Below are 11,019 nucleotides of genomic sequence, written 5' to 3' on the forward strand. Positions count from 1 at the left end.
CGCGCCTTTCCCCAGGTCCAGGTGGATATCGGTCGGCCCGGTCGAAGAGATCGGGGGTTCGGCGCCGAAGAGATCGCAACGCCGTACGGACACGGTGTGCCCGGGAGTCCGGGTCGGTTCCGGGCAGGGGGCGGCGACATCATGTACGAAATGTCCTGTCCGGATCGGAGTTCGAGTGGAACACGGCGAGTGCTACGGCGACGGCATGCGCGGCGTCGACGGCATGGGCAATCCGGGCGGCGGATCCCTCTCCGTTCCGGCCCCGGCAGTTCGCAGCGCTCGACGGCGAGGTCGGTAGCACAGCACAGCGCATACCTCACCCGGGCAATCCCCGCGTAGCGGCCGGTATCGACCGAATTCAGCCCGAGGGTCGCATGGATGCACCCCAGGGTGCGTGGTTGCCGCGCACCCCGCGGCTCACAGTCGATGTGTCAGGTCACCATCAGAAAGGACCGGTCCCATGGCAATATCGTTTCTCACTCCGTCGGTCACGATTCCGGTCGGGACGGGCCGCAGGAGCATCCAGCAGTCGGTGTCGTTTCCGCGGAACGTGCTGCGCGCCGGAGTCGCCCTCAACGGCTTCAAGCTCGACTACGACTCCGATGATCACCACATCAACATCGTGGAGGTCGACACCGATCTCGTGTCGATCTCGGGCGGCACAGTGACCTTCCGCGTGGAATGTGACTACGCCGACAAGAATTTCGACGACAAGTACGGCGGCTACGTCACCGCACTCGTCATCGCCGAAACCGCCTGATCGACAGGCTCCGTCCCCACCTGCCGCGCCGCCGTCCACGTCTCGGACCGCGCGTCGACGTCACGGCCCGGCAGGAGGCGACGGGACCGACCTCATCGGACGTGCTGAATCCCATGAAACAGACTGGAGTGCAACGGAGTCGACACGGCTGCTACCGCAGACTCCACGCCGACCGGACCGAGCCGGGCTCGACCTGACATCACCCGCGTCGGCCGTGTCCCGGCGCTGATCGCCACGACCGGCTGCTCTCGGAATCCGCCGTGACGGCGGCCGGCAGCGGCAACAGCCGGTACTCCCCGGTCCCGTGCCGTCCACCGGCTCGGCGGAACTCGACAACGGGGACGATCCTCATCTCGGTCCCTGCGCCCGATTCGGCGCCTTCTCGCTCGTCGGCTCCGCAGCACCGGCCGGGACGCCTCGCCGTCACCTGCGACGAGCTTCCGCCGGCGACCTGTGCACCGGACTGTGGGGCGACCCGGCGCGGCACGATCGGGCCGAATCGGGCAGGCTGTGGGTCATGATCGAAGTGACCGGACTGACGAAGACCTTCGGTTCCACCGTCGCCGTCGACGACGTGACGTTCACGGTCCGCCCGGGGATCGTCACCGGATTCCTCGGCCCCAACGGCGCCGGGAAGTCCACGACGATGCGGATGATCCTCGGCCTCGACCGGCCCACCGCCGGGACCGCGCTGATCGACGGCGTCCCCTACCGGCAGCTGAAACGGCCGCTGCGGACCGTCGGTGCGCTGCTCGATGCGCGCTGGGTGCACCCGAACCGATCGGCGCGGGCCCATCTGCGCTGGCTCGTCGCATCCAACGGCCTGCCGAACTCGCGGGTCGAGGAGGTGCTCGCGCTCGTCGGCCTGACCGAGGTGGCCGACAAGCGCGCGGGCGGCTTCTCGCTCGGCATGTCGCAGCGGCTGGGACTGGCCGGCGCTCTGCTCGGGGATCCGAAGGTGCTGTTGTTCGACGAGCCCGTCAACGGCCTCGACCCCGAGGGCATCGTGTGGATCCGCCAATTCATGCAGGCCCTCGCCGCGGAGGGGCGAACCGTGCTCGTGTCGAGCCACCTGCTGTCGGAGATGGCGCAGACCGCCGACCATCTGCTGGTGATCGGCCGGGGCCGGCTCATCGCCGACACGTCCGTCGCGGAGTTCGTCGAGCGGGCGTCGGAAGCGACGGTGCGGGTGCGCAGCCCGCAGCTCGACACCCTCCGCACGGCACTGGCCGGGCAGGGCCACACCGTCCGGGACGACGACGGCGCGCTGATCGTCAGCGGCGTCACCACCGCGCAGGTGGGGGAGCTCGCCGCCGCGCACTCGGTGGTGCTGCACGAGCTGGCGAGCCGGAACGCGTCGCTCGAGGAGGCGTTCATGAAACTGACCGGAGACGACGTGCAGTACCAGGGAGCCGTGGCCGGAGGCCCGGCCGTGCAGCCGATGAAGGGGGAGCTGCGATGAGCGTGGCGGTCGACAACACCGGGGCGGCGAGCGTGGCCGTCGACACCGTCAAGGCGGAACGGATCAAACTGACCTCCACCCAGTCGCCGTGGTGGTGCACCGTCGTGATCGTCGCGCTCGGCCTGGGCCTCGCGGCGATCCTCGGCGCCGCCTCCAAGGCGAGCATGTCCGTCGACGACGAGGTCGGCCGGTTCTACCCGACCGTGGACGTCGCGGTGAGCGGCGTCGCCGGCTTCGGGGTGCTCGTGCTGATGATCCTCGCGGCGCTGTCGGTGACGAGCGAGTACCGGTTCGGGGTCATCCGCACCACGTTCCAGGCGATGCCGAACCGCAGTGTCGTGCTCGTCGTCAAGGCGCTGCTGATCGGGCTGTTCGGCGCGGTGCTCACCGGCGTGCTGGCGCTCGCGTCGTTCTATCTCGCCAAGGCTCTGGCGGGTCCGGAGGCGGGCCGGGAGCTCGTTCTCGAGGGCGACCAGGCCTGGCGGTCGATCTACGGCGTCTCGATCTACGCGCTGCTGTGCGCGGTGCTCGCCGTCGCCGTCGGGGCGTTGTTGCGCCAGTCCGCCGGCACCATCGCGCTGCTGTTGCTGTGGCCGCTGCTGATCGAGTCGCTGTTCGCGTTGTTCGGCTCGTTCGGCCGGCGGGTGCAGCCCTTCCTGCCGTTCGCCAATGCCAACCACTTCCTCGGCAGCGACCAGGGCATCGACTTCCACTGGGGGCCGTGGGGTTCGCTGGTGTACTTCGCGGTGTTCGTCGCCGTGGTGTTCGCGGCCGCGCTGGTCGTGGTGAACCGGCGCGACGCGTGAGTATCCTCGGCGGATGAACCGGGGAGCGCGGGTACGGGCGGGGGGCGTCGTCGCAGCGATCGTGCTGCTCGCGGCGGCATGTTCGGAGGAGCCACCACCGCCGGTGGATCCGGCCGCGCTGGCGGAGGCCGTGGGAATCGATGCGGTGGTCGGCCATCTCACGGAACTCGACCGTATCGCCACCGAGCACGACGGCAACCGCGCCGTGGGCACCGCCGGTTACGACGCGAGCGTCGAGTACGTCGCCGGCCGGCTGCGCGGCGCGGGATTCGACGTGCAGACCCCGGAGTTCGACGTTCGCAGTTTCGACGTCGAGACCGAGACCCTGACCGTCGCCGGCGCGCCGGTGCCGGTCCGGGCCCTCGAGTTCTCGCCGTCGACCGGTCCGGACGGGCTCACCGCCCGGCTCGTGCCGGTGCCCGCCGACGACACACCCGGATGTGAGGCCTCCGACTACGAGGGCCTCGACGTCTCCGGTGCCGTCGTGCTCGTCACCCGCGGCGTGTGCCCGTTCTCCGTCAAGCAGCAGGTCGCTGCGGAACGCGGCGCGGCGGCGCTGCTCGTCGCCAACAACGAGGACGGTGCGCTCGCCGGCGCCACCCTCGGCGAGGAGGGCGACGACCGCGTGCCCGCCGCGGGGATCAGCGGCGCCGACGGCCGCGCGCTCGCCGCCGCCCCCACCACCGTGACCCTCGTCCTCGACACCCGCATCGAGAGCGTGCGCTCACGCAACGTGCTCGCGCAGACGGCCACGGGCTCGACCGACGACGTGGTCGTCGTCGGCGCCCACCTCGACAGCGTCCCGGAGGGGCCGGGGATCAACGACAACGGCACCGGCGTCGCCGCGGTGCTCGAGACGGCTCTGCAACTCGGCAGCGAACCAGGCGTCACCAATGCGGTGCGGTTCGCGTTCTGGGGCGCCGAAGAGGTCGGGCTGGTCGGCTCCACCGACTACGTTGCCTCCCTGGACGACGCCGCCCGCGAGGACATCGCCCTGTACCTGAACTTCGACATGCTCGGCTCGCCCAATCCTGGATATCTCGTCTACGACGGCGACGACTCCGATGCGGTGGGCACCGGTCCGGGACCGGAGGGCTCGGCCGGCATCGAGCGCACGTTCCTGGCGTACCTGACCTCACGCGGCGTCGCCGCCGAGGGGACCGACTTCGACGGGCGCTCCGACTACGGGCCGTTCGTGGACGCGGGCATCCCCGCGGGCGGTGTGTTCTCCGGGGCCGACGACCGCAAGACCCTGGAGCAGGCGCAGAAGTGGGGCGGCACCGGCGACGAACCGTTCGACCCGAACTACCACAGCCCGCAGGACACGCTCGCGAACATCGACCGGGCGGCGCTGGCCGTCGCAGCCTCGGCCGTCGGGTACGGGGTCGGTACGTATGCGCGAGCCGTCACGGGGCCGGACGGGGTACCGGTCGGACCGCAACGCACCGAGGCCCGATCCGATGGATGAGACGCCGGGACTCGGCCGTCGCCTCGCGGACCGGTTCGCGGCCGTGGACCGGCGGCCCGAACTGGTCCGGCTGGCCCGGCGGCTGCGGCGCACGCTGCCCGGCGACCCCGGCTTCGGCGATCCGTTGTCCACGGCGGGGACCAGCGGGCCGCAGGCGGTCGCCCGGCTGGCCGGGCAGTGGCGCACCGCGCGGCTGGCCGGGAGGTGGGGTGGCGTCGACGAGCCGAGCGCGGTGCACGAACTCGGATTCGGCGTGCTGCAGGCATGGCAGGCGCTGCTCGAACGCACCGGCGCCGGTCGCGGCGACCGGGAGGTCACCGTGGTCTTCACCGACCTCGTGGGGTTCTCGACGTGGTCCCTCGCCGCGGGTGACGTCGCCACCCTCGACCTGCTGCGGCGCGTCGCCGGGGCACTGGAGCCGGCGTTCACGGACCGCGGCGGCACCGTCGTCAAGCGGCTCGGCGACGGGCTGATGGTGGTGTTCGACCGGCCGGAACGGGCGCTGGAAGCGATCTTCGCGGCCCGAGCCGCCCTGACCGAGGTGACCGTGGACGGCTACCTGCCGCGGATCCGGGTCGGCGCGCACACGGGCCTGCCCCGGCGGATCGGCAGCGACTGGCTGGGCGTCGACGTCACCGTCGCGGCCCGCATGATGGAACTCGCCGGGAACGGGCACGTGGTGGTGTCGTCCGCGACGCTCGACGCCTTGCCGGCCGGCGCGGTCGACGTGCTCGGCCTCGAGGTGCGCCCGCACCGGCGAGGTCTGTTCACCTCGGCCCCCAAGGGAGTGCCGCCCGAACTCGGGATCTGGCGGGTCAGGACTGCAGTCGCCACAGAGGGTTGACCGGACCGTGCCCGGCGCCGAGGTCGTAGGACCATTCCAGACACCGGGTGACCCACTCCTTGCCGAACGCGACGGCATCGGGCACGGACCATCCGTGGGCCAGGGCCGACGCGATCGCCGCGGCGAGCGTGTCGCCGCCGCCGTGATCGTTGCCGGTGTCGATGCGGGGACTGGTGAACTCCAGGAATCGATCCCCGTCGAACAGCAGGTCGGTGCTGACGTCGGAGGTGCGCAGGTGCCCGCCCTTGACGATGGCCCACTGCGCGCCGAGGCCGTGCAGGGCCTCGGCGGCGCGGCGCGCGGAGGGGTCGTCGACGACCTCGATACCGGTGATCAGCCGCACCTCGTCGAGGTTCGGTGTGACCACGGTGGCCTGCGGTATCAGGGTGTGCCGCACCGCGTCGAGAGCCTCCGCGTGCAGCAGGGGATCGCCGTGCATCGACGCGCACACCGGGTCCACCACGAGCGGCACCGGCCGATCGCGTCCGATGCCGACCTCGGCGCACACCGCGGCGACCGCCTCGATGATCCCGGTGGAGGCGAGCATGCCGGTCTTGGCGCCCGAGACGCCGATGTCCTGCACGACGCAGCGCACCTGCGCGGCCACCGTCTCGGGCGGGATCTCGTGAAAACCGCTGACGCCCACGGAGTTCTGCACGGTCACGGCCGCGACGGCGACGCAGGCGTGCACGCCGCACATCGCCATGGTGCGCGAGTCGGCCTGGATGCCGGCCCCGCCCCCCGAATCGGTTCCGGCGATGGTGAGGGCACGGACCGGGGTTCGGCCCTTCGGTGGCAGGGGCAGCAGTTTCACGGCTGCGACCCTACCGATCCGGTCCGGTTGCGGGCCCGGCCGGTTGTCGGATGAGCGGGCGCGCGGCTGCCGATGTGCGCTGCCACACCGGCGCAGCGCTGTCCCGGGACAACGTCCAGTTTTGTCCCACACGTCTCGGCAGATGCACCCTGCATGCTCTATAGTGGCGTAGATCACAGTTCGGTTACGGCACCTCGGAGGGATCATGCTCGTCAACGCGCCGCGCACCGAGGTGACCGACAACAAGGATCAGAACCGCTTCGAGCTACGCCTGAACGGGGATCTTGTCGGGATCCTCGGGTATTTCGACACGGATCGTCCCTCGGGCGTGCCCGGACGCAACCATCCCGTCGTCGATTTCCTGCACACCGTCATCGTCGAGGACTTCGGGCACCGCGGACTCGCGGGCGTACTCGTGGGCCGCTCCCTGGATCTCGCGCGTGAGCGGGGCTGGCGGGTCCGTCCCGTGTGCACCTACGTGCAGCGATTCCTCACCGCCCATCCCGAGTATCGGGACGTCGTGCTGCCGAGCGGACGGACCGCTGCCCGTCGCTGACGCGCGGTATCCGGCGGGCCGGGGTTCGGCTCCTCAGTCCGTGAGGTCGACGACGACGGGCGCGTGGTCGCTCGCGCCCTTGCCCTTGCGCTCGTTGCGGTCGATCTCCGCGCCGGCCACGCGTGCCGCGAGAGCCGGGGAACCGAGGACGAAGTCGATCCGCATACCCTGACGCTTCGGGAATCGAAGCTGGGTGTAGTCCCAGTAGGTGTACACGCCCGGGCCCGGGGCGTGCGGGCGCACCACGTCGGTGAAACCGCTGTCGAGGAACGCGCGGAACGACTCCCGCTCCGGCTCCGAGGTGTGGGTCTTCCCATCGAAGAATGCCGGATCCCACACGTCCTCGTCGGTGGGCGCGATGTTCCAGTCGCCGACGAGCGCGATCTGCTTCTGCGGGTCGGCGGCGAGCCAGGCCTGTGCGTCGGCGCGCAGCTTCGCGAGCCACTCGAGCTTGTAGACGTAATGGGGATCGGCCAGCTCGCGGCCGTTGGGCACGTACAGGCTCCACACCCGCACCCCGCCGCACGTCGCGCCGATCGCCCGGGCCTCCTGCGCCGGGTCGGCGTCCGGGTCCTTGGTGAACCCGGGCTGGTCCTCGAACCCGATCTGTACGTCGTCGAGGCCGATACGGGAGGCGATGGCCACACCGTTCCACTGGGAGAGCCCGACGTGTGCGACCCGGTAACCGAGCTCTTCGAACCGCGCGTACGGGAACTGCTCGTCCTTGCACTTGGTTTCCTGCATGGCGAGCACATCGGTGCCCGACCGCTGCAGCCAGTCGAGGATCCGGTCGGCACGGGCACGGACGGAGTTCACGTTCCAGGTAGCAAGACGCACGTCCTCACTCTAGGCGAGCGGACGGACAGGTTCCGTCGCGTACCGGTAGCGGTGGTGCTCGACGAATCCGAGCGCCCGGTACAGGCCTCGAGCGGCGCTGTTGTCCGCGGCGACCTGCAGGTATGCGTGGGTGGCCCCGCGGTCGCGTCCCCACTGCAGCAGGGCGCCGCACACGAGTGTGCCGAGGCCGTGCCGGCGGTGTGCGGCGGCCACCTCGACGGCGGTCAGCCCGACCCAGCGCCGGCCGTCGGGGGCGTCGGTGACCGCGGCACGGCCGATGGCCAGGGTCTCCGCATCGCTGCCGATGCGGCCGAACCCCAGCACGCCGCCCAGGACGGACTCGACGACCGCCCGGCCCTCGGCAGGCACCGGAGCGCCGCGATACCGGTACAGCGACAGCCAGCCGGCGTCCGGGCCGGGGCTCACGGTCACGGGGGTGGCGACGCCGGGCAGCGGCACGTTGTCGAGGTCGGCGGCCAGCACCTGTACCTCGTCGCTCGGGGTCCACCCGTGCGGGATGCGCGCGAGCCGGTCCGGCAGCAGGAGCCGCAGCGGCAGGCCCCGGTCCGCGAACCACTCGCGCATCCGGGCGTGTACGTCCGGGTCGAGGGGGTCCGCGACCGTGCCCGGGTCGCCCAGCGGCGTGGCGGAGTTCGCGCGCCCGGTGAAGCCGGCGCCGGCCCGCAGGAGCCAGCCGTCGATCCAGCCCTGCTCGAGCCCGGGCCAGGCGGCGGCTGCGGCGTTCTCGAGGGCGCGGATCTCGCCGGTGCGGATCGGGCGGGCGCCGAGTGCCTTGAGCGCCACCACGGCGTCGGGCGCGACCTGCACGAGACGGCTGTCGGCGGTGCGGACCACCACGGCCGGGTCGAGGGCGACCAGTTCCCCGATCACGTCGGTCATCGGGTGGCTGTAACCGGCGGGCAGCCGGTAGCGCAGCACCACCCGGGTGCCGACGGGTACGGGCTGCTCGGTCGTCACCGCGGCGTCAGTCCTCGTCGTCGTGGCCGAACGGGTCCTCGACCGTGCCCGGCACCCAGCTCAGGCCGGGCACGCCCCATCCGGCCCGCTTGATGGTCTTCTTCGCGGCCCGGGCGTTGCGGCCGATGAGCTTGTCGACGTACAGGTAGCCGTCCAGGTGACCGACCTCGTGCTGCAGCATCCGGGCGAAGAAGCCGTGGCCCTCGATCTCGACCGGGTCGCCCTGGGCGTCGGTGCCGGTGACCTTCGCCCACTCGGCGCGCCCGGTGGGGAACTGCTCGCCCGGGACCGACAGGCATCCCTCGACGTCGTCGTCGGGGTCGGGCATGGTCTCGGGGATCTCCGACGTCTCGAGCACCGGGTTGATCACCTCGCCGCGGCGGCGGACCACGTTGCCGGACCCGTCCCGGTCCGGGCAGTCGTAGACGAACAGCCGCAGGTCGACCCCGACCTGGTTGGCGGCCAGGCCGACGCCGTTCGCCGCGTCCATCGTCTCGTACATGTCGGCGATCAGCTGGGCCAGTTCGGCCGGCGACTGGGTGACCGGTTTCGTCGGGTGATGCAGGACGGGGTCACCGACGATCCGGATCGGAAGAATTGCCATGGTGCAAGAGGATAGTGGGCGGGACTCGCCCGTCCGTTGAGCCGGTACCTGTCGTACCACCATGGTTGAATTGCCCTCGGAAACACCCGGGTCCGATCGGACGCCGGTGTGATTCGAGGCAGTCGAGGAGTGAGATGGACGGCGCAGCAGCGCATATCGGTAACGAATCCGAGCAGGTTTCCGACCGGAGCAACCACGCCGAGAACAACCCCACCGTCGTGAACCCGGACGAGGCGGGCACGGACGGTCTGTCTCGCCGAGAACGCGACATCCTCGCTTTCGAACGGCAGTGGTGGAAGTACGCGGGGGCCAAGGAAGAGGCGATCAAGGAGCTCTTCGGACTGTCCGCGACCCGTTACTACCAGGTCCTCAACGCCCTGGTGGACCGGCCGGAGGCACTGGCAGCGGACCCCATGCTCGTCAAGCGGTTGCGGCGCCTGCGCGCGAGCCGGCAGAAGGCCCGGGCCGCGCGCCGGCTCGGGTTCGAGATCACCACGTAGTGCGAGTACGACGGTGCTCCGGCGGACGCGGCAACTAAGGTCGACGGCGTGAGCACAACCTCGGAATCGTCGGGTCCGCCGCTGCGAGCGCTCGCGATGGTGCTGATCTCTCTCGCCATCCTGTTCGCCGGCCTCGGCCTCGCCTCGCTCGGAAACTCCGATTCCGAGGGCTCTGCTCCCGAGCCTGCGACCGAACCGGCGGCCGCGCCGGCGACCACATCCGCGACATCGGCGCCGCTCGCCGCGACACCGGCGCGGACGACCACCGCCGGTGCGACAACGACCGTCTCCGCCACCACCTCCTCCCCGGTGGCCGCCACCGCACCGGTACGCGTGTTGAACAACAGCAACGTCACGGGCCTCGCCGCCCAGACGGCCGGCCTGCTCGAGGACGAGGGATTCACCGTCGCGGAGACGGGCAACTACAGCGACGGGGTGATCGCATCCACGTCCGTGTACTACGGCACGGGTCCGGGGGAGCGGCAGACCGCCGAGGCGGTGGCCGAGGCACTGGGGGTGGCGGCACAGCCGCGCTTCGCCGGGATCGCGGACTCCGCGCCCGGGGTCATCGTCATCGTCACCTCGCCGTGAGGGCGTCCGCCGCCCGGTTATGATCGGGTGACTTTTCGCCACTTCGAAGGAGCGGTTTGATGGCCTCGAGTTCCACCCGTCGCATGTCCTGGCGTGCCCTGGCCCCGATCGTCGCGATCGCTGCGGTGGGCCTGAGCGCGTGCTCGAACAGCGAGGAGCCGAGCGACACCCCCGGCACCACCCCGCCGGTGTGGACGGGATCCCCCGCTCCGGAGGGTGCCGACGAGGCCCACGGCGGCGGCGCCGTCGCGGAGGAGGCCACGACGGGTGCGCAGCCGGGCGAGCAGGGTGCCGGGGCCGGCGAGGAGCTCGAGGCCGTGCTGCGCACCCCGACCGGGGGCGCCGCCGGCACCGTCACCTTCACCGAGTCCGGCGGGGCGGTCGAGGTGACCGTAGAGCTCGAGGGCATGCCCGCCGGTTACCGCGGTGTCCACGTCCACGAGGTCGGCAAGTGCGAGACGAACTCCACCGCACCGACCGGAGGCGCACCCGGCAACTACCTGTCCGCGGGCGGGCATCTCCAGGCCGGCGGCAACACCAGCGTCCCCGAGAGCGGTGACCTCGGCGCGGTCGTGGTGCGCGAGGACGGCACCGGGTCGCTGACCGTCACCACCGAGGAGTTCACCCTCGACGACCTGCAGGGCGGGGACGGCACCTCCGTCGTCGTCCACGAGGAAACCGCCGCGGGTGAGCGCCTCGCCTGCGGCGTCGTGTCCTGACGGCGACCTCCCGGCACTGCTTTCCACAGGGCCCCGGCGACCGGCGACGGTCGCCGGGGCCCTGTGGGTGGCTCGACTCG

The 11,019-nt window shown here is 71.3% G+C and carries 13 protein-coding genes; 9 read left to right on the forward strand and 4 right to left on the reverse strand.

Features of this window, described 5'->3' with window-relative positions; all coding sequences use genetic code 11:
• Window positions 1–460 precede the first annotated feature (460 nt).
• The 5 genes from QYS60_RS18795 (at window position 461) to QYS60_RS18815 (ending at window position 5,340) form a co-directional block, all read left to right on the forward strand.
• Window positions 461–760, forward strand: coding sequence for a hypothetical protein (locus QYS60_RS18795; protein ID WP_003937394.1), 300 nt, complete (start codon window positions 461–463; stop codon window positions 758–760).
• A 517-nt stretch (window positions 761–1,277) separates the two neighbouring features.
• Window positions 1,278–2,222: an ABC transporter ATP-binding protein gene (locus tag QYS60_RS18800; RefSeq protein ID WP_371383932.1), complete on the forward strand. Its 945-nt coding sequence runs from the start codon at window positions 1,278–1,280 to the stop codon at window positions 2,220–2,222.
• Complete coding sequence (locus QYS60_RS18805; RefSeq protein ID WP_003937396.1) at window positions 2,219–3,028, forward strand: ABC transporter permease; 810 nt, start codon at window positions 2,219–2,221, stop codon at window positions 3,026–3,028. The genes QYS60_RS18800 and QYS60_RS18805 overlap by 4 nt, the downstream gene beginning before the upstream one ends.
• A gap of 13 nt (window positions 3,029–3,041) precedes the next feature.
• Complete coding sequence (locus QYS60_RS18810; protein ID WP_371383927.1) at window positions 3,042–4,496, forward strand: M28 family peptidase; 1,455 nt, start codon at window positions 3,042–3,044, stop codon at window positions 4,494–4,496.
• On the forward strand, window positions 4,489–5,340 hold the full coding sequence (locus QYS60_RS18815; RefSeq protein ID WP_371383928.1) for an adenylate/guanylate cyclase domain-containing protein: 852 nt from the start codon (window positions 4,489–4,491) through the stop codon (window positions 5,338–5,340). The genes QYS60_RS18810 and QYS60_RS18815 overlap by 8 nt, the downstream gene beginning before the upstream one ends.
• Here the strand turns inward: QYS60_RS18815 and thiD are convergent.
• Complete coding sequence (gene thiD, locus QYS60_RS18820; RefSeq protein ID WP_371383929.1) at window positions 5,312–6,154, reverse strand: bifunctional hydroxymethylpyrimidine kinase/phosphomethylpyrimidine kinase; 843 nt, start codon at window positions 6,152–6,154, stop codon at window positions 5,312–5,314. The two genes, QYS60_RS18815 and thiD, sit on opposite strands and share 29 nt — an antisense overlap.
• 205 nt (window positions 6,155–6,359) lie before the next feature.
• On the opposite strand from thiD, the gene QYS60_RS18825 reads away from it, so the two are divergent.
• Window positions 6,360–6,710, forward strand: coding sequence for a GNAT family N-acetyltransferase (locus QYS60_RS18825; RefSeq protein ID WP_003937400.1), 351 nt, complete (start codon window positions 6,360–6,362; stop codon window positions 6,708–6,710).
• Between the two features lie 33 nt (window positions 6,711–6,743).
• Here the strand turns inward: QYS60_RS18825 and QYS60_RS18830 are convergent, their stop codons facing one another.
• From QYS60_RS18830 to QYS60_RS18840, 3 genes are read right to left on the reverse strand one after another with little or no spacing between them, the layout of a single operon-like run.
• Window positions 6,744–7,547: an exodeoxyribonuclease III gene (locus QYS60_RS18830; protein ID WP_371383930.1), complete on the reverse strand. Its 804-nt coding sequence runs from the start codon at window positions 7,545–7,547 to the stop codon at window positions 6,744–6,746.
• Window positions 7,548–7,556: 9 nt separating this feature from the next.
• Window positions 7,557–8,525 carry a GNAT family N-acetyltransferase gene (locus QYS60_RS18835; protein WP_371383931.1) on the reverse strand — a complete coding sequence of 323 codons (969 nt, stop codon included), beginning with the start codon at window positions 8,523–8,525 and terminating at the stop codon, window positions 7,557–7,559.
• Window positions 8,526–8,532: 7 nt separating this feature from the next.
• A complete protein-coding gene (locus QYS60_RS18840; RefSeq protein WP_054371692.1) occupies window positions 8,533–9,129 on the reverse strand; it encodes a peptide deformylase in 597 nt (198 codons plus the stop codon).
• Window positions 9,130–9,263: 134 nt separating this feature from the next.
• Between QYS60_RS18840 and QYS60_RS18845 the strand changes: the two genes are divergently transcribed.
• Genes QYS60_RS18845 through QYS60_RS18855 form a run of 3 tightly spaced genes read left to right on the forward strand, consistent with a single transcriptional unit; the run spans window position 9,264 to window position 10,939 of the window.
• Window positions 9,264–9,629, forward strand: coding sequence for a DUF3263 domain-containing protein (locus QYS60_RS18845; RefSeq protein ID WP_003937404.1), 366 nt, complete (start codon window positions 9,264–9,266; stop codon window positions 9,627–9,629).
• Between the two features lie 48 nt (window positions 9,630–9,677).
• Complete coding sequence (locus QYS60_RS18850) at window positions 9,678–10,220, forward strand: LytR C-terminal domain-containing protein (RefSeq protein ID WP_289379053.1); 543 nt, start codon at window positions 9,678–9,680, stop codon at window positions 10,218–10,220.
• A 59-nt stretch (window positions 10,221–10,279) separates the two neighbouring features.
• Window positions 10,280–10,939: a superoxide dismutase family protein gene (locus QYS60_RS18855; protein ID WP_289379055.1), complete on the forward strand. Its 660-nt coding sequence runs from the start codon at window positions 10,280–10,282 to the stop codon at window positions 10,937–10,939.
• The last annotated feature ends 80 nt before the right edge of the window (window positions 10,940–11,019 follow it).

The organism is Rhodococcus sp. GXMU-t2271 (assembly GCF_041414735.1).
In the GTDB taxonomy this organism is placed as follows: Bacteria; Actinomycetota; Actinomycetes; order Mycobacteriales; family Mycobacteriaceae; genus Rhodococcus; species Rhodococcus indonesiensis.

Excerpts from the sequence above, each read along its gene's own strand:
- QYS60_RS18795 (WP_003937394.1), top strand. The coding sequence starts at position 461 with ATGGCAATATCGTTTCTCACTCCGTCGGTCACGATTCCGGTCGGGACG.
- QYS60_RS18800 (WP_371383932.1), top strand. The coding sequence starts at position 1,278 with ATGATCGAAGTGACCGGACTGACGAAGACCTTCGGTTCCACCGTCGCC.
- QYS60_RS18805 (WP_003937396.1), top strand. The coding sequence starts at position 2,219 with ATGAGCGTGGCGGTCGACAACACCGGGGCGGCGAGCGTGGCCGTCGAC.
- QYS60_RS18810 (WP_371383927.1), top strand. The coding sequence starts at position 3,042 with ATGAACCGGGGAGCGCGGGTACGGGCGGGGGGCGTCGTCGCAGCGATC.
- QYS60_RS18815 (WP_371383928.1), top strand. The coding sequence starts at position 4,489 with ATGGATGAGACGCCGGGACTCGGCCGTCGCCTCGCGGACCGGTTCGCG.
- QYS60_RS18825 (WP_003937400.1), top strand. The coding sequence starts at position 6,360 with ATGCTCGTCAACGCGCCGCGCACCGAGGTGACCGACAACAAGGATCAG.
- QYS60_RS18840 (WP_054371692.1), bottom strand. The coding sequence starts at position 9,129 with ATGGCAATTCTTCCGATCCGGATCGTCGGTGACCCCGTCCTGCATCAC.
- QYS60_RS18845 (WP_003937404.1), top strand. The coding sequence starts at position 9,264 with ATGGACGGCGCAGCAGCGCATATCGGTAACGAATCCGAGCAGGTTTCC.
- QYS60_RS18855 (WP_289379055.1), top strand. The coding sequence starts at position 10,280 with ATGGCCTCGAGTTCCACCCGTCGCATGTCCTGGCGTGCCCTGGCCCCG.